This window comes from Oceanisphaera arctica, assembly GCF_002936955.1.
Taxonomy (GTDB): Bacteria; Pseudomonadota; Gammaproteobacteria; order Enterobacterales; family Aeromonadaceae; genus Oceanimonas; species Oceanimonas arctica.
In genome coordinates, this window is record NZ_MPZM01000015.1 from 13103 (window position 1) to 30613 (window position 17511).

The 17511-nt window shown below is 58.3% G+C and carries 17 protein-coding genes; 8 read left to right on the plus strand and 9 right to left on the minus strand.

Annotation, left to right across the window (positions count from 1 at the left end; genetic code table 11):
- Positions 1 to 2 precede the first annotated feature (2 nt).
- On the minus strand, positions 3 to 944 hold the full coding sequence (gene hutG / locus UN63_RS08690; protein ID WP_104486381.1) for a formimidoylglutamase: 942 nt from the start codon (positions 942 to 944) through the stop codon (positions 3 to 5).
- Positions 941 to 2173, minus strand: a complete 1233-nt coding sequence (hutI, locus tag UN63_RS08695; protein ID WP_104486382.1) for an imidazolonepropionase — start codon at positions 2171 to 2173, stop codon at positions 941 to 943. The genes hutG and hutI overlap by 4 nt, the downstream gene beginning before the upstream one ends.
- Before the next feature lie 200 nt (positions 2174 to 2373).
- On the opposite strand from hutI, the gene UN63_RS08700 reads away from it, so the two are divergent.
- Both UN63_RS08700 and UN63_RS08705 read left to right on the plus strand, forming a co-directional pair.
- Positions 2374 to 3684, plus strand: a complete 1311-nt coding sequence (locus UN63_RS08700; protein WP_104486383.1) for a YjiH family protein — start codon at positions 2374 to 2376, stop codon at positions 3682 to 3684.
- Positions 3685 to 3782: 98 nt separating this feature from the next.
- Positions 3783 to 4319: a YaeQ family protein gene (locus UN63_RS08705; protein WP_104486384.1), complete on the plus strand. Its 537-nt coding sequence runs from the start codon at positions 3783 to 3785 to the stop codon at positions 4317 to 4319.
- Positions 4320 to 4757: 438 nt separating this feature from the next.
- On the opposite strand, the gene hutC is transcribed toward UN63_RS08705, so the two are convergent.
- Positions 4758 to 5468 carry a histidine utilization transcriptional repressor HutC gene (gene hutC / locus UN63_RS08710; protein ID WP_104486385.1) on the minus strand — a complete coding sequence of 237 codons (711 nt, stop codon included), beginning with the start codon at positions 5466 to 5468 and terminating at the stop codon, positions 4758 to 4760.
- A gap of 155 nt (positions 5469 to 5623) precedes the next feature.
- Between hutC and UN63_RS08715 the strand changes: the two genes are divergently transcribed.
- On the plus strand, positions 5624 to 6097 hold the full coding sequence (locus UN63_RS08715) for a MarR family winged helix-turn-helix transcriptional regulator (protein ID WP_104486386.1): 474 nt from the start codon (positions 5624 to 5626) through the stop codon (positions 6095 to 6097).
- A 161-nt stretch (positions 6098 to 6258) separates the two neighbouring features.
- On the opposite strand, the gene UN63_RS08720 is transcribed toward UN63_RS08715, so the two are convergent.
- Positions 6259 to 6837 (minus strand): YjaG family protein, encoded by a 579-nt coding sequence (locus UN63_RS08720; RefSeq protein WP_104486387.1) that lies wholly within the window; start codon positions 6835 to 6837, stop codon positions 6259 to 6261.
- Between the two features lie 155 nt (positions 6838 to 6992).
- Between UN63_RS08720 and UN63_RS08725 the strand changes: the two genes are divergently transcribed.
- Positions 6993 to 7937 carry a D-2-hydroxyacid dehydrogenase gene (locus tag UN63_RS08725; protein ID WP_104486388.1) on the plus strand — a complete coding sequence of 315 codons (945 nt, stop codon included), beginning with the start codon at positions 6993 to 6995 and terminating at the stop codon, positions 7935 to 7937.
- Positions 7937 to 8521 carry a uracil-DNA glycosylase family protein gene (locus UN63_RS08730; RefSeq protein ID WP_104486389.1) on the plus strand — a complete coding sequence of 195 codons (585 nt, stop codon included), beginning with the start codon at positions 7937 to 7939 and terminating at the stop codon, positions 8519 to 8521. Before UN63_RS08725 ends, UN63_RS08730 begins: the two co-directional genes overlap by 1 nt.
- Before the next feature lie 473 nt (positions 8522 to 8994).
- On the opposite strand, the gene znuB is transcribed toward UN63_RS08730, so the two are convergent.
- Positions 8995 to 9783 (minus strand): zinc ABC transporter permease subunit ZnuB, encoded by a 789-nt coding sequence (znuB, locus tag UN63_RS08735; protein ID WP_104486390.1) that lies wholly within the window; start codon positions 9781 to 9783, stop codon positions 8995 to 8997.
- Complete coding sequence (znuC, locus tag UN63_RS08740) at positions 9773 to 10510, minus strand: zinc ABC transporter ATP-binding protein ZnuC (RefSeq protein WP_104486391.1); 738 nt, start codon at positions 10508 to 10510, stop codon at positions 9773 to 9775. The genes znuB and znuC overlap by 11 nt, the downstream gene beginning before the upstream one ends.
- 86 nt (positions 10511 to 10596) lie before the next feature.
- Between znuC and znuA the strand changes: the two genes are divergently transcribed.
- Positions 10597 to 11637 (plus strand): zinc ABC transporter substrate-binding protein ZnuA, encoded by a 1041-nt coding sequence (gene znuA / locus UN63_RS08745; RefSeq protein ID WP_104486392.1) that lies wholly within the window; start codon positions 10597 to 10599, stop codon positions 11635 to 11637.
- A 186-nt stretch (positions 11638 to 11823) separates the two neighbouring features.
- On the plus strand, positions 11824 to 13161 hold the full coding sequence (gene mepM / locus UN63_RS08750; protein WP_104486393.1) for a murein DD-endopeptidase MepM: 1338 nt from the start codon (positions 11824 to 11826) through the stop codon (positions 13159 to 13161).
- Positions 13162 to 13232: 71 nt separating this feature from the next.
- Here the strand turns inward: mepM and hemE are convergent, their stop codons facing one another.
- The gene (gene hemE, locus UN63_RS08755; RefSeq protein WP_104486394.1) at positions 13233 to 14300 is read right to left on the minus strand and encodes a uroporphyrinogen decarboxylase; all 1068 of its coding nucleotides are present in this window, start codon (positions 14298 to 14300) and stop codon (positions 13233 to 13235) included.
- A 201-nt stretch (positions 14301 to 14501) separates the two neighbouring features.
- Here hemE and rsd point away from each other — a divergent pair, with 201 nt between their 5' ends.
- Positions 14502 to 14975: a sigma D regulator gene (gene rsd, locus UN63_RS08760; protein ID WP_104486395.1), complete on the plus strand. Its 474-nt coding sequence runs from the start codon at positions 14502 to 14504 to the stop codon at positions 14973 to 14975.
- A gap of 67 nt (positions 14976 to 15042) precedes the next feature.
- Here rsd and radA read toward each other — a convergent pair whose 3' ends face one another.
- Positions 15043 to 16410, minus strand: a complete 1368-nt coding sequence (gene radA, locus UN63_RS08765) for a DNA repair protein RadA (protein WP_104486396.1) — start codon at positions 16408 to 16410, stop codon at positions 15043 to 15045.
- A 97-nt stretch (positions 16411 to 16507) separates the two neighbouring features.
- A complete protein-coding gene (gene serB, locus UN63_RS08770; RefSeq protein ID WP_104486397.1) occupies positions 16508 to 17509 on the minus strand; it encodes a phosphoserine phosphatase SerB in 1002 nt (333 codons plus the stop codon).
- Between the last annotated feature and the right edge of the window lie 2 nt (positions 17510 to 17511).

A 17511-nucleotide genomic window follows, 5' to 3' on the forward strand; every position in this document is an offset into this window, starting at 1 on the left:
TCTTACAGTGTCAAAGTATGAATTAACCGAGCCGCCAGTCGGGCCGTATGGCCATCAACGTCATACTCGGGATTAAGCTCTGCCAGATCGGCAAGTCGTAACTTGCCACTCGCGGTAATCTGTTCAATCAATGGTTCAATCACATCCAGTGCTACCCCCCGGGCGGCCGGTGCGCTTACACCGGGTGCCTGAGCTGCGGGAAACACATCAATATCTATGGTCAGGTACAGGTGGTCGCAGCGACCGATAAAGGCGTTTAACTCGCTCTGCATCTCGGCCAACCGGCCCTGGGTCATGGCTCTGTCTTCCCATACCAGTGTTTGCAACTGTTCGGCTTTGTCGAACAATGCCCGGGTATTGGAAGCCCGGCTAACGCCCAGACAGGCGTACTGAAAAGGCCAATTCTGTTGCTCGCAAACCTGGGCTATCTGGGCGAAGGGAGTGCCGGAAGACACCACCACGCCCGGGTCGCGCAGATCGAAGTGGGCATCAAAATTGATAATGCCGATGCGCGGGTGCTGTTCTTGCGTCGCCTCTTGTGTCATAAAATGTTGCGCCAGACCACTCCAGGAGCCGAAGGCCACCTCGTGGCCGCCACCCATCACGATGGGCAACTGTCGGTGTGCCAGACATTCGGCGACCTGGTCGGCCAGGGCGCTGTGCGCCGCTTCAAGATCTTCGCCTTCACAGACCACATCGCCGGCGTCATAAACCGGGCCCGACTGGTGCCAGGCCAGGCTCGCCAGCGACTTGCGCATGGCAGCAGGCCCAAGGGCTGCCCCCACTCGTCCCTTGTTGCGGCGTACGCCTTCGTCGCTGCAAAAACCAATCAGGGTCGTACCCGGCTCGGCCGCCGTGGTAAACGGCTGTACCTGCTGGTGCCAGCGGGCGGTATTCACCTCGGGATCGACTCGGCCGCTCCAGATATTCATGTCCGGCTTCATGCTGCACCTCCTGACATTTTGTCGGCAACCATTCCTGCAACTACACGGTGCGTTAACCGGGGCAGACCCACGCTGTAGGCCAGCTCCGCCGGATTATTGGTATCCCACAGGCAGAAGTCCGCCTGCAGTCCGGGCGCGATGCGACCCACTTCTGCCTGTAATCCCAGCGCCTGGGCACCGTGGGCGGTGACACCGCGCAGGGCCTCAATGGGGGTCAGGCGAAATAGGGTGCAGGCCATATTCAGCATCAGTTTCAGGCTGAAGATCGGCGAAGTGCCCGGGTTGGCATCGGTGGCCAGCGCCATCGGCACCTGGTAACGACGCAGCAGCTCGATGGGCGGCACCTTGGTCTCGCGCAATATGAAAAAGGCGCCGGGCAACAGGGTGGCTACTGTGCCGGCCTCGGCCAGGGCCTTGACCCCGGCTTCGTCCAGATATTCGATATGATCCACCGAAAGCGCGCCGGCCCGGGCGGCGGCAGCGCTGCCCCCCAGATTGGACAACTGTTCGGTGTGACCCTTGATGGCCAGGCCATGGGCTTTGGCAGCGGCATAGACCCGCTCGCACTGTTCGACCGAGAAGGCGATGTTTTCACAGAACACATCTACCGCGTCGGCAAGCCCTTCGGCGGCCGCAGCCGGAATCATCTTGCTGCACACCAGACTGATGTAGCCGTCGGCATCGTTTTTATATTCCGGCGGCAAAGCATGGGCGCCGAGCAGGGTGGTCACCACCCGAACCGGCAGCTCGCGGCCAAGCCGACGCGCCACCCGCAGCATCTTCAATTCGTTTTCCAGATCCAGGCCGTAACCGGACTTGATTTCAACTGTGGTCACGCCGTCGGCCATCAGTGCCTGCAGGCGGGGCTTGGCGCTCTCGAACAGTTCGTCTTCACAGGCGGCGCGGGTAGCGCGCACCGTGCTGATGATGCCGCCGCCGGCACGGGCGATTTCTTCGTAGCTCGCACCTTCCAGCCGGGCTTCAAACTCGCCAGAGCGGTTGCCGCCAAACACCAGATGGGTATGGCAGTCAATCAGTCCGGGGGTCATCAGGGCACCCTTCACATCGATGCACTCGAAGCCGGACTTGTCGTCGGCTTTCAGTTCGCTCATCGGCTTGAGCCAGGCAATCCGGCCCTCTTTCACCGCAACTGCCATCGGCTCGGCGGCACCGTTCAGGCCATCAAACAGAGAGGCGTTTACCCAGAGAAGAGGTGATGACTGATTCATGAAAGCGTCCTTGATGCGATATTTGTATATACATTTAAACCTATTTTTTTCTCTGGCAACCCCTTTAAACTAAATTCACCAAAATATTTGACCAAAACCACATTAAAAGTATACACACCATTAACTTTTACTTATTTTGTATATACATTGACCACTAATCACCATCACGGCTTACACATCGCCAGTTACAAGGAGTACTCATGAATCAGGTTACGGAGCAATCACAAGCCCCCGGCAAGGCCATCGGCCGGCTGCTCGGGTTAAGCGCTGTCGGCATATTTATCTTTTTTATTCCCATCAGCCAGCAGGGCAAGACCAGCATACCGCTGGATCATATGGTCGGCTGGCTGCGCGCCGCCTTGGGTGAAACCGGCGCTGGCTGGTATGCCATGGTGATGATCCTGGCGGGTGCCCTCTATCCGCTGATCACCGGCCGCTGGAAGCAGAGCCTGACCGACCAAATTTTTCTGGTGCTGAAGTGGCTGGGCGTCATCGCCGGCGTGCTGGCGCTCACCGGCGCCGGCCCCGCCGCCCTGCAGACGCCGGACATGCTGCCGTTTCTGTTCAACAAACTGGTGATTTCGGTTGGGCTGATCGTGCCCATCGGTTCGGTGTTTCTGGCCTTTCTGGTGGGGTACGGCCTGCTGGAAGCCATCGGTATTCTGGTACAGAAACTGATGCAGCCTATCTGGCGCACGCCGGGCCGCTCCGCCATCGATGCGGTAGCCTCCTTCGTCGGCAGCTACTCCATCGGCCTGCTGATCACCAACCGGGTCTATGTGTCCGGTCATTACTCGGCTCGGGAAGCGGCCATTATCGCCACCGGCTTTTCCACCGTGTCCGCCACCTTCATGATTATCGTGGCCAAGACCCTGGGGCTGATGGAAATCTGGAACCAGTACTTCTGGCTGACCCTGCTGATCACCTTCGTAGTCACCGCCATCACGGTGCGGCTACCCCCACTGTCACGGCTGGATAACCAGGCTGAGCACAGAGAGCCGGCCTGTGAAGACGGCAACCGCTTGGGTATTGCCTGGCAGAATGGTCTGGAGATTGCCGAAAAGGCGCCAAGTCTCGGCAGGAACGTCGTCGACAATTTCAAAGATGGCCTGGTGATGACCATCAGCATACTGCCATCCATCATGTCGGTGGGGCTGATTGGTCTGCTGGTGGCCAAGTACACGCCGATGTTCGACTGGCTGGGTTATCTGTTCTACCCGGTGACCTGGCTGTGGGGTGTGGAAGACGGCATGCTGCTGTCCAAGGCGACCGCCTCGGGACTGGCGGAAATGTTTCTGCCGGCCTTGCTGATGGCAGAAGCCGACTTTGTCGCCCGCTTCGCCGCCGGTGTGGTGTGCGTGTCGTCGATACTCTTCTTCTCGGCGTCCATCCCCTGCATTCTGGCGACCCGACTCCCGCTGAAAGTGGGTACCCTGGTGCTGGTGTGGTTTATCCGCGCCTTTCTAAGCTTGCTGCTGGCCATACCCGTAGCCATGCTGATCGCCCCTTAAGCCCTCACCTCTCCTTTCCGCCCGGCCGCTGCGGCGTGCCGGGCTGGCTCCAACTGCAGCTTACCGTTAAGATGTCGCCTTTTACACGAGACGACCTCATGGCCCTGACTGCCACCCTGCATAAAGTCCGCATGAATATCAGCGACTTGCACCGACACTACTATCAAGAACACAGCCTTACTGTGGCTCAGCATCCGTCCGAAACAAACACCCGGCTGATGGTGCGCCTGCTGGCCTTTATGCGCCACGCAGATGAAGATTTGAGCTTTACCAAGGGCCTGAGCACCGACGACGAGCCGGAGCTATGGCAGAAATCGCCGGATGGTCGCATCCTGCTATGGGTGGAGTTGGGTGAGCCCAGCGTTAAGCGCATCAAGCAGGCGCTGTCTCGGGCAGAACAGGTGGTGGTTTACAGCTACGGCGGGCGCAGCGCCCAGGAATGGTGGAACAAGCATCAGACCGAGCTGGGCCTGTTGCCCCGGCTGCAGATTTATCACCTGGCCGACCCCCAACCGGCGCAGCTGTCCGAGCTATGTGCTCGCAGCATCGACCTGTTTGCCACCCTGCAGGAAAGTGAAGTGCAGCTCACCGACGGTGAACACAGTCTGGATTTGATGCTCGATCAGTGGCGCTGAGACGTGTTACCCATCGGATTAAATATTCGATCTTTTTGACTGTCATATCAATCCCGGACAAAGGGCCCGCTTCTCCGCCCCGCTCAAGCACCTCCCTGTGACGCTCAGCACATGACATCCCTGTCATGTGCTGGTAGGTGAAGCAGATCCCTTTGTCCTCCTGATGCTCCGGCGTTGCCTATTGGCGCTGTCTGCAGGCAACTCGGTGTTCAAGAAGAGGCAACAGAGATCGACTACCACGACCGTGAAATGCCATGGACGGCATTTCCCGAGCCTCCAGGGAGGGTTCATAGCGTGTCGTGGGAGGCGGCTGTGTTGCCTCTAATACCTGATGCTTCAATATGATCAGATACTTAATGGGGTTGGTATGAGGCTTGATGCGGACAGAATCGCCGTTCCGCCCCACCTTGGCAATGACCGGCGAACTCGCCGGTCTGCTTATCCCAGCTTGAGGGTAGAGCGCAGCTTGTATTTATCGCCCGGATGCCAGAGCCGGGCAAAACTGACCAGCTGATGCAAAGACCAGGTGCGCCGGGTTACCAGCAGGCAGGGGGAATCTGGCGATATCTGCAGCCAGTCGCCAATGTTGGCGGGCGCCATACGGGCCTCGACGATATGCTCCAGATCCGACAGCGGGCAATGCTCTACCAGATAGGCGTTGGGGGTCTGCTGGCCGAAATCGCACTGCAGATAGCCGGGCGCCAGCGTCGGATGCACGAAGCGTTCTTCCACCTGGATGGGAGCACCGTTCTCCTTGTGCACCATCACCGAATGAAACACCCGGGAGTTGAGCCGCATGCCCATATGCAAGGCCACTTCCTCGTTGGCACGCATCGCTTCCAGCACGATGACGCTATTACTGTATTCGTGGCCTCGGCTTCGCACCTCGTCGGCAATATTGCTGATATCCGCCAAGGGTGATTCGGCCTTGGGCTCGGTTACGAAGGTACCCAGCCCGGCCCGACGCATCAGGTAGCCTTCCTGTACCAGATCCCGAATCGCCTTGTGAGCCGTCATCCGGCTGACCTTGAATTGCCCGGCCAGCTCCTGCTCGGGTGGTATCTGCTGATGCAGCGGATACTCCCCCGACTCGATTCGAACCAGGATATGCTGTTTGATCTGCTGATAAAGGGGAATGGATTGGGTCACGTAGCCTCCTGTAACAATTTTAATTGTACATACAATTGCCAGTGAGTCACATACAAGCTGGGTTAAACCATGAACCGGATCCCACCAGGGCTTTAAACAACCATCGATTTACGCTATGGTGCGCGCAAATTCAGTCAGCCATCGGCAGGAATACCTTGGAAAAACATGAAGAAGTGCTGGTGGCGCTGCGCCAGATCATCCGTGCCATCGACCTTCACTCCCGTCAGCTCAGCAAGGCCTCCGGCCTGACCGGCCCTCAGCTGTTGCTGTTGCAGTCCATCAGCGAGCATGGCGACATCACCATGCGCAAGCTGGCCCAGGCCACGCACATGAGCCAGGCCACCGCCACCACCATTATCGACAGGCTGGAGCAGAAGCAGCTGGTACGGCGGGAACGCAGTCAGACCGACAAGCGCAAGGTACACGCCGTGCTGACCGAGGATGGCAAAACCAAGCTCAAAACGGCACCACGGCCGTTGCAGGAAAGCTTTCTCCAGCGTTTTCAGTCACTGGAAGCCTGGGAGCAGAACCTGCTGCTGTCTTCGGTACAGCGGATTTCGTCGATGATGAACGCCGACGCTCTGGACGTGGCCCCGCTGCTGCAGGTCGGCAGCCTGCTGCACGAATGAGGTGATGTGAGGGGTTAGGCGTGAAGAGTGAAGCGTAAAACACCGAATCAATAGGCTCGGTGTTTTGTTAGAAAAATATGCCGGGACAAGCTCGGCACAACAACTTCCTCGCGGGTTTTAGACTTTAGGTTTAGCCACTTATCTTTACGCCTTACGCCTTACTATTCCAAACTAATGCCGATATTGGAAACACCGCCCTGAGCGGCGAAATCCCGAATAGCCAGAATGGTTTCGGCCTCTCTCTGTTGGCCTACTCGCTCCAGCAGCTCTACCTGAAATTCCATCTCCGCCATCATCAGCTCATCTTCGTACAGCTCTTCTTCACTCAGATCCCGCTCTGCCAGCAGTTCGGCAAAACCGGCCACGGTACCGAGCGAGGCACTGCTGGCTTCGATGGCTTCTTCACCGATACGACAAATCACCGAATTATAGGCGGCTCCCAGGGCGACGCAGGCATCCAGTGCCGGGTAGGCGCCGTAACTTTCAAAGCGAGTAGGATCGGGGATGAATGATTCGAATGATTCCAGCTCGGAGGTCAGATCCACCCGGGATCCCTTGACCGTCAGATAGGTCCAGAGTGTGTCCAGTGTCGAGCGCAAGCGATCTCCGTTACCGAACCCGGATGTATCGGAAAAAAGTTGATAATTGGGATACATCCGCTCGGCCAGCGCCAGCGCAAACACCGTTTGCTGCCATGGGGCCAGCTTGTTGATTTTTTTATAAAATTTATCACCGAACACGGATATTTCCTTGTGGTTGGGGCTGCCGCCTTGTGGCCAATATGACCGTTTGCGGCCAAGGCTCACATTTTATGCGGGAAACACTGGTATAAGTTTTTGCTTGTGCCATTGTCTCATAAAACGCTGATACAAAAAGCATGTTGAGGAGAGAAGGTATGGCCAATCATACCCTGTTACTGCTCAGTCAGGATAACGCCGAATATCAGGCGCTGTTGCAGCAGGCCTACCTGCCCGGGCTGACTATTCTGGCGCCCGAGCAGGAAGCGGATATTCAGGCGGCACTGGCTAGGGCCGACATCCTGCTGGGCGAACCGGCCCGGCTTCGCGCCCGACTGAAGGAAGCGCGCTCCCTCAAGTGGGCTCAGTCCACCTATGCCGGGGTCGATCTGCTGCTCAGCTCCGACTGCCGCCAGGATTATCAGCTCACCAATATCAGAGGGATCTTCGGCCCCCTGATCAGTGAATATGTCTTTGCTCATCTGCTATCACTGACCCGCCATCTGGGCCACTACCGGGAACAGCAGCGGTTACACAACTGGCAACCGCTGCCCTATCACAGCATTCGCGGCAAGACGATGCTGATCATCGGCACCGGCAGCATAGGCCAGCATGTGGCCAGTACAGCGGCTAACTTCGGGCTGACCGTGCTGGGCATCAGCCGTTCCGGGCGAGAAGCTCCCGGCTTTGATCATATCTATCAGCTACCCGCATTGAACAAGGTGCTGCCCAGGGCCGATGTGGTGGTGAGCGTACTGCCCTCTACGCCCCAGACCCGGGGCCTGTTCAACAGCGAACGCATGGAATTTTTCAAGCCCGGCGCCATCTTCTTCAACGTGGGCCGGGGCGATGTGGTGGATGAAAGCGCCCTGATCCAGGCACTGCGTCACGGCAACGTAGGGGCGGCTGTGCTGGATGTGTTTGCCACCGAGCCGCTGCCCGCCGCCAGCCCCTTGTGGGACATGCCCAACGTGGTGATAACCCCCCACAACGCCGGCTACAGCTTTCCGGATCAGATTGTCACTCGCTTTAGCCGTAACTACCTGAAATACATAGAGGGCAAACCGATGGAAGGCCTGGTGAATTTCAATCTGGGATACTGATGGACGCCGAGTGCGAACGGCTGCTGCAGCAGGTTCGGGTCTGCCGATTGTGTGAAGCCCTGCTGCCGCTAGGGCCTCGCCCTGTTGTGCAAATGGCGCCACAGGCCCGCATCATGATCATCGGTCAGGCGCCGGGCACCCGCGTCCACGAGACGGGGGTTCCCTGGAACGACCCCAGTGGCGACACCCTGCGCCGCTGGCTGCAGCTGAGCCGGGAGCAATTCTACGACCCGAATGTCATCGCCATCATGCCCATGGGTTTCTGCTATCCGGGCCGGGGCAAGAGTGGCGATCTGCCGCCCCGCCCAGAATGCGCGCCCGCCTGGCATGAGCAACTACTGGCCGCCCTGCCCCATATCCGACTCACCCTGCTGATTGGCCAGTATGCCCAGCGTTATTACCTGGGCAACCAGTATCGCTCCCTGACCGAAACGGTACGTCACTGGCGAGACTTTGCGCCCGACCGACTGCCCCTGCCCCATCCCTCTCCGCGTAATCGTCGCTGGCTGAGCCAGAACCCCTGGTTCGAGCAGGAAGAACTACCGGCATTGCGGGCTCGGGTACATCAAGTGTTAGAGCTGTAATACCAATCCCAGTAAAGATCTGCTCACCTTTTAGATTTAGGCTCCAGAGGCAACACAGCCACCTCCCACGACTCGCCATAAACTCATCCCTGAGGGCTCGGGAAATGCCGTCCATGGCATTTCACGGTCGTGGTAGTCGATCTCTGTTGCCTCTTCTCGAGCACCGAGTTGTCTGTAGACGATGCCAACAGGCAACTCCCTGGCATCAGGGAGGATAAAGGGATCTGCTCCGCCGACCCTCCGCGCCAAGGAGGGCGCGGCGGAGCCTACATGGAGGTATTCACGGCGTGTCGGCGGAGCGGGCCATTTGTCCGACCTTTGCAGAGCAACCAAATAGATCAGTTCTTTAATCTGTTTGGTATAAGCCGTCAGCTATAAGCGATCAGCTAAAGATAGACACCTTCTTTAGCTTGGCTCTGTGTTTTTCTGACAGCTTAAAGCTTATCGCTGACAGCTATTTTTGGCTGCTATTTTCAGCCCCGCTTAGGCACCAAATGAGACAACATAAACAGACTGGCGGCCACCACTACCACCGAGGGGCCGGCGGGGGTATCGTGACTGATCGACAGTTGCAGACCGCCAACAACGGCGATCATGCCCAGGCCACTGGCATACAGGGCCATTTGTTCCGGTGTGCGGCTGAAACGCCGAGCGGTGGCGGCGGGAATGATCAGCAGAGAGGTGATGATCAGGGCCCCCACAAACTTCATCGCCACCGCTATCAGGACGCTTATCATCATCAGCAGCAAGAGTTTCAGCGGCTCGACCCGGATCCCCTCCACCCGCGCCAGCTCTTCACTCACGGTGATCGACAACAGCTGACTCCAGTAATGACGCAGTATCAACAGTAACACCAGGCCGCCACCGTAGATCCAGTACAAGTCCACCAACTGGATCGCCAGCAGATCACCGAATAGATAAGCCATTAAATCGACGCGGACATTATCCATAAAGGCCAGAGCCACCAGCCCCAGCGACAGGGAGGTATGGGCCAGAATGCCGAGCAGGGTGTCGGTCGCCAGCCAGCTGGATCGTTGCAGCGCCGCCAGCAGGATACCAAGGCATAAACAGGCCACCAGCACCGCCAGCGTCAGATCGATTTGCAACAAGAGGCCGAGCGCGACCCCCAGCAGGGAAGAATGGGCCAGGGTATCACCGAAATAGGCCATGCGCCGCCAGACCACAAAGCTGCCGAGCGGGCCCGCCAGCAGGGCGATGCCGAGGCCGGCCAGCAGCGCATAAAGCAGAAAACTATCCCACATGGCGTACGTCTCCGTGGTGGTCGTCGTCACAATCATGGTGGTGGGTGTACACCGCCAGCTGAGCCAGTTCGGGCCGGCCGAACAGACGGGCAAACTCCGGATGACGCGCCACATGCTCCGGCTCGCCATGGCAACAGATATGCTGATTCAGGCAAATCACCCTGTGGGTGCTGGCCATCACCAGGTGCAGATCGTGAGACACCATCAGTACCCCGCATTGCAACTCGTCGCTGAGCTGCTTGATCAGGGTGTAGAGCTCGGTCTGCCCATGCACGTCCACGCCTTGTGCCGGTTCGTCCAGAATCAGTAACTCCGGCTCCATCATCAGGGCCCGCGCCAGCAAGATGCGCTGCATTTCGCCGCCGGACAAGGCCTGCATGGCCCGGTCCGCCAGCCGTTCGGCCCCCACTCGGGCCAGTGACTGAGCCACAGTCAACCGACGACCATGAGACAGGCTCATGAAACGGGCCACGGTCAGTGGTAGTACCGGGTCAAGGTGCAATTTTTGCGGCACATAGCCGATGCGAAGCCCCGGCTTTCGCCACAACTGGCCGGTATTGCCCTCGTTCAGGCGTAGTACCAGTTTCATCAGCGAGCTCTTGCCGGCTCCATTCGGTCCGACTATGGTCAGTATTTCGCTGCTGTGCAGAGTCAGTGAAATTCGTTCGAGAATGATATTGCCCTCGATTTCCAGTCCGACGTCGGTCAGTTCAACCAGCTTGGTCATTCGCTTTACGCCTTTACATCTCAATTTGTAATATTATAACATTGCCTGCTTGCCGAACTCTATCACCAATCCGGACGAAATCCATCATGAGAGCCCTGTTGTTGCTGACGTTGACCCTGCTGCTGAGCGGCCAGGCCCGCGCGCTGGAAGTACTGACCACCATCAAGCCACTGCAACTGATTGCCAGTGCCATTACCGAAGGTGGCGAGGCTCCCGAGTTGTTGCTGACACCGGGCACTTCACCCCACGACTATGCCCTGCGCCCGTCGGATGTGCGCCGGATAAAAAAGGCAGATTTGGTGCTCTGGGTCGGCCCCGAGCTGGAGGGCTTTCTGACGTCGCTGCTCGACAAGCATCCCGGCAGCCTGCCGCTGATGGCCCAGATCGATACCGAGGAACATCACCCACAACCAGGTCATGACCATGCAGACCATGCAGACCATGCAGACCATGCAGACCATGCAGACCATGCAGACCATGCAGACCATGCAGACCATGCAGACCATGCAGACCATGATGATCACCCGAATCGCCATCATGACGAACATTATTCCGATAAAATCACCGTCGGAGACGACGATGACGGACACGGCCATCAGCATGGTGAGCAGGATACCCACATCTGGCTGGATCCTCATCACGCAGAAAAAATTGCCAGCCTGCTGGCCGAGCGTCTGAGTCAGCTGGACCCTGCCAATACTGATCGATATCAACGTAATCTGGCCGCCTTTCGGGCTGGCTTGACCGAGGCCGACCAACAGGTGGTCGAACGTCTGGCTCCGACCGCCGGCATCGGTTACTTCGTGTTCCACGATGCCTACGGCTACTGGGAAGATCATTACCAGTTACCGTCACTCGGGTATTTTACCGTTAACCCGGAACGCTCTCCCGGCGCCAGAACGGTGTCACGAATCCATCAGGCATTGAAGGAATCTCAGGCACAATGCGTCTTTGCCGAACCCCAGTTCAGGCCTGCCGTGGTGAAGGCCGTAGTACGTGATACAAAGGCTCGCATCGGCATACTGGACCCTTTGGGAGCCGATATTGAAGTGGGCCCCCGAGGCTACTTTGCCTTTATGCACCAACTGGCAGACGCCATGGCCGGATGCCTGCTCAACGAGACCTAAATATTTGCAATAAAATCCGGTACAATGCGGAACTTTACTATCAACGCATGTTCTAACTTGAGTTGTCCGTATAAGGGCTATTTAGTAAGAAATATTAACCGCTTTATTATCTTTGGATCTATGCCTGGATAGATAAAGCGGTTTTTGCATTCATTATTTCGTCATCAACAGGCATAGGTAATCCGGATGAATCCTCTCCGCCCGATACAATCAAAACTGCAAGGTATGCCGGCGCAGTTACCCAAGCGACACCTGTATGGCATCATCCTTCTCGGCGGCCTGACGCTGACAACCGCGGTGATGCTGCCCTCGCCCGACCTCATCAAGCAGCCGCTCAAAATCAGCATCCCTGCCAGCCTGAATCTGCCGCAAAAAGCCGCCAAAGAGCAAGTAGACAACACCGAGTTCTACACCCTGCCCAGCGATGAAGTAGAGCCTGTCGACGCCCTGGATGAAATCGCCGCCACCGAACCCGAATGGCAGGAATACGTGGTGCAAAACGGCGATACCCTGAGCACCATTTTCAACGGCCTGGGGCTGCCGCTGGCCACCATGTACAAGATGCTGGAGGCCGACAAGAGCAAGGTGCTGGACGGCCTCAAGCCAGGCCAGACCCTGTCGTTGCTGATCGATCAGGACAACCTGCTGCAGGAATTCAAGATCCAGCGGGATCTGCTGCACACCCGCATCTTTACCCGCGACGGAGATGGCTATCAAAGTCGCCTCAGAACGGAAGAAAGCAACTGGGAAAGGCGCGCCCTGAGCGGAGTTATCAACGGCAGTTTCTATATCAGTGCCCGGGATGCCGGCCTCTCTGCCCCCCAGATCCAGCGGATTGCCAACCTGTTTCAGTGGCAGCTCAATTTTGCCCGGGACTTGCGTCAGGGCGACAGCTTCAAGGTGCTGGTACAACGTGAGTTTGTCGAAGGAAAAAGTACCGGCAAGTCCGAGCTGCAGGCGGTGGAAATTACCAACAAAGGCCGCACCTATCACGCCTTCCGCTACGAAGACGGCAAGTTTTACGATGCAAAGGGTGAAAGCCTGGAACGGGGCTTTATTCGCATTCCGCTGGAACGTCGTGCCCGGCTCAGCTCCAACTTCAACCTGAACCGCAAACACCCCATTACCGGCCGGGTTCAGCCCCACAAGGGCACCGACTTCGCCGTTCCTGTCGGTACCCCTGTGCTGGCCCCGGGCGACGGTGTGGTGGTCAAGGCCGTACGCCATCGCCTGGCCGGCAACTATCTGGTGATCCGCCATGGCCGCCAGTACACCACCCGCTTCCTGCACCTCAGCAAGTTCCTGGTGAAACAGGGTGATACGGTACGCCGTGGCCAGCGTATTGCGCTGTCCGGCAACACGGGCCGCTCTACCGGTCCGCACCTGCACTACGAGTTCCTCGTCAACAACAGAGCGGTAGACGCCATGCAGGTCAAGTTGCCGATGGCCGATGGCCTGGGCGATAACGAGAAGCGCACCTTCCTCGCCACAGTAGAAAAATACAAGCGGGAAATGGCCGGCTAACCGCCTGACTCATCCCCATGAAAAAAGCGCCGTTAAGGCGCTTTTTTATTGCATGCAATTCAGGACGACTGTTACTTGGCGTGATAGGGCCGTGACAGACGGTGTACCGACTCGATAAAGGCGCCGGCGTGCTCTGGATCCACATCCAGATGAATGCCATGGCCCAGGTTGAACACATGGCCGGGACCTTCACCAAAGCCTTCCAGAATGGTGGCCACTTCCTGCTCGATACGCGGAATCGGCGCATAGAGCATGGACGGGTCCATGTTGCCCTGCAGGGCAACCTTGTCGCCGACGCGACGCTTGGCGTCGGCAATGTTGATGGTCCAGTCCAGACCCACCGCATCACAGCCGGTGGCGGCAATCGCTTCCAGCCACTGGCCACCGTTTTTGGTGAACAGGGTTACCGGCACCCGACGACCTTCGTTTTCGCGGGTCAGGCCATCGACAATCCTGGCCATGTACTGCAGCGAGAAGTCGTTGTAGTCACGCGGGGTCAGTACGCCACCCCAGGTATCGAAGATCATCAGGGACTGGGCACCGGCCGCCACCTGGGCGTTGAGGTAGCTGGTCACGCTGTCGGCCAGCTTGTCGAGCAGCAGGTGCAGGGCCTGAGGCTCCGCATACATCATCTTCTTGATCTTGGTGAAGGCCTTGGAACTGCCGCCTTCAACCATATAGGTGGCCAGAGTCCAGGGGCTGCCGGAGAAGCCGATCAGCGGCACTTCGCCGTTCAGCTCGCGACGAATGGTGCGTACCGCATTCATCACATATTGCAGCTCGCCTTCCGGATCGGGAATGCCGATTTTCTGCACATCGGCCATGGAGGCGATCGGCCGCTCGAACTTGGGGCCCTCTCCGGTTTCGAAATACAGGCCCAGCCCCATGGCGTCGGGAATGGTCAGAATATCGGAAAACAGGATGGCCGCATCGAGCGGGAAACGACGCAGCGGCTGCAGCGTCACTTCACAGGCCAGATCGGCATTCTTGCACAGCGACATAAAATCACCAGCTTCGGCCCGGGTCGCCTTGTACTCGGGCAGATAGCGACCAGCCTGGCGCATCATCCATACCGGGGTATAGTCTACCGGCTGGCGTAAAAGGGCACGTAAGTAACTATCATTCTTGAGTGGTTTCATCCCGTCGTTCCAGATCAGGTGGCAAATTGCCCGCATTGTAACATCAGATGTAGGAATCGGAAAAACTGCGTCGTCCCCGCCGTCCCCATGCAGCTAATGATGCCAAAATGCACAAGTTGTGAGCAATGCTATTGACCCGGACTATTCTTTTCTTTAATGATGGGAGGCAGCCACCTGCTCAGGTCGCCCAAGGAGGGAATCATGCTCAGGAAAATGGAACAAACCAAAGAACAACTGGCCGGCAAGCATCAGGCACTGGACGCCTTTATCAATGCCCGCCAGAACCTGCTGGTCGAATACATCCGCCTTTCCACCAACCAAAAGACCCAGCCGACACCGGAAGAGCTGTCCGAATTCTGTGGTCAGCTGGTCGACTATGTCTGCGCCGGTCATTTCGAGATCTACGATTATGTCATGGCCGCCTACGAGGCATCCCGGGGCAACGCCCGCATCCTGGCCGAACGCATTTATCCGCGCCTCAAGCAAAGTGCCGGCGAGGCGCTGAATTTCCATGACAAGTACGCCCAGGTCGACGAAGACACCCTGCTGGAACTGGAGCTAGACCAGGATCTCGGTCAGCTCGGCGAAATGCTCGAAGAGCGGTTCGAGCTGGAAGACCGACTAGTGTCGGCCATCTCGCTGCTGAATCATCTGGATACCGGCGAGCCCGCCTGACAGGAGCCAATCATGGCTGAACGCAGGCTGGCTCAGCGGCGGGGCAAAGAGCCCCATTAGCGACGGATTATAGCGCCTCGAGCGCCTCGTCCAGCTTCTTGACGGCGATCACTTCCATGCCGGCTGGTGCCTGCTTGGGTCTGTTCGCCCAAGGTACTATGGCGCGGGTAAAGCCGTGCTTGGCCGCTTCCATCAGTCGCTCCTGACCTGAGGGCACCGGCCGGATTTCTCCCGACAGCCCTACTTCGCCGAACACGACCAGCTCTTGCGGCAAGGCCTTGTCACGAAAGCTCGACACCAGCGCCAGCAGCAGCGCCAGATCGGCACTGGTATCTTCGACCCGCACCCCGCCGACGACATTGACGTACACATCCTGATCCGCCATCTGCAAACCGCCGTGCCGGTGCAATACCGCCAGCAGCATGGCCAGACGGTTGTGTTCCAGCCCCACCGTCACCCGCCGCGGGTTGCCCAGCTGGGAATAATCCACCAGTGCCTGCAGCTCCACCAGCAAGGGCCGGGTACCTTCCCAGATCACCATCACCACGGATCCCGTAGTCTGCTCTTCGCCCCTGTTCAGAAAAATGGCCGAGGGGTTACTCACTTCTTTCATGCCGGTTTCGGTCATGGCAAAAACCCCCAGCTCATTCACCGCGCCGAAGCGGTTCTTGTGGCTGCGCAGGGTTCGAAAACGACTGTCGCTGGCGCCATCCAGCATGATGGAGCAATCGATGCAATGCTCCAGTACCTTGGGGCCGGCCAGGGCGCCGTCTTTGGTCACGTGTCCCACCATCAGGACCACCACGCCCTGCTGTTTGGCAAAGCGGGTCAGCTGGGCCGCCGCCTCCCGTACCTGACTTACCGAGCCTGGTGCCGACTGCACCTCTGGCACGTGCATCACCTGAATAGAGTCGATCACCATCACCGCAGGTCGCTCTTCCCTGGCTACATGACAAATCTGCTCGACGTTGGTTTCCGACAGCATGCGCAGCTGATCACGAGGCAGCCCTAGCCGCTGCGCCCGCATCGCCACCTGTTGCAGTGACTCTTCACCGGTGACGTACAGGGTTTTCACCCGGCCAGCCAGGCCACACATGACCTGCAACAACAAGGTACTCTTGCCCGCCCCCGGATTACCGCCGATCAGAATCGCCGAGCCGGCCACCATGCCACCACCCAGTACCCGGTCCAGCTCATTGAAACCACTGTTGAGCCGGGGGATCTCGGTCAGCGCAACCTCATCCAGGGTCTGTACCTTGTTGTCCTGGGTGCCGGCATAACCGACAAAGCGACTGTTACGGCTGACGGCGTTGGCCGGTGCCAGTCGTATCTCGGTGATGGTATTCCACTCTTTGCATTCGGAGCACTGTCCCTGCCAGCGGGGGAACTCGGCACCACATTCACCACAGACAAACGCCGTTTTGGACTTGGCCATGCATACTCACTCATTTATTGAGTCACACCACTGGTGGAGCTGTCGGCCCGAGTCCAGCGCTGTGACATCATCAATACGGTCAAAGGACAGCAGACGATCACCGCGCCTGCAGCAACGCCAACACCCCTTCCAGACTCAGAAGATTAAGACACACTGGCGCCTTTTCCTGCACCAGCGGCTTGGCATGCAAGGCAACCCCCAGCCCGGCCTGAGCCAGCATCAGAAGGTCGTTGGCACCATCACCGATGGCCACCGTCTGGCTGAGGGGAATATCGTAGCGGGCGGCCAGCTCGACCAGAATACGGGCCTTGGCCTCGGCATCGACGATGTCGCCCAGCACTTCACCGGTAAAACGGCCGTCCCGGATTTCCAGGGTATTGGCAAAGTCCGCATCCAGCCCCAGGGTCTGCCGCAGATGGCCGGTAAAGGGCGTAAAACCACCGGAAGCCAGCGCCACTTTCCAGCCCATGGCTTTCAGCCCTTCCACCAGAACAATCAGGCCCGGCATCAGCGGCATGCGCGCTATCACCTGCTCGATAATGGCGGCATCGGCACCGGCCAGCGCCCTGACGCGTCGGCGCAGGCTTTCGGCAAACGGCAGGGAGCCTTCCATCGCCGCCCGGGTAACGGCGGCCACTTCTTCTCCTACCCCGGCCAACAGGGCGATTTCATCGATGCACTCCATCTCGATGGCAGTCGAGTCCATGTCCATCAACACCAGACCTGGCTTGTCCGCCTGCGGCAGGGCAGGCACACAGGCCAGATCCCAGTCATCGGCCACCGCCTGCAAACGGGACTTGAGCGCCGGCGACCAGGCAGACAGGCGCAGGCTCAACAGATCTCGTTCGGCCACGCGTTTTACCCCGGAGACTTCCACCTGCACGCCAGCCTCATCCAGGATTTGCAGGCTGGATTGCAGTGCGGATTTATTCAGTTTCTCCGCCAGCAGGATCAGATGTCCGGCAGGCGCGGCCAGCCGACCCGGCGTCAGTTGCTCCTTTTCACCTTGCTGCCCCGGCTGCCAAAGATAGGCGCCGCAAGACAGCATATCGGTCCAGTCACGGACTTGCTCGGGTAAAACATCCATTAACAGTGCCACTC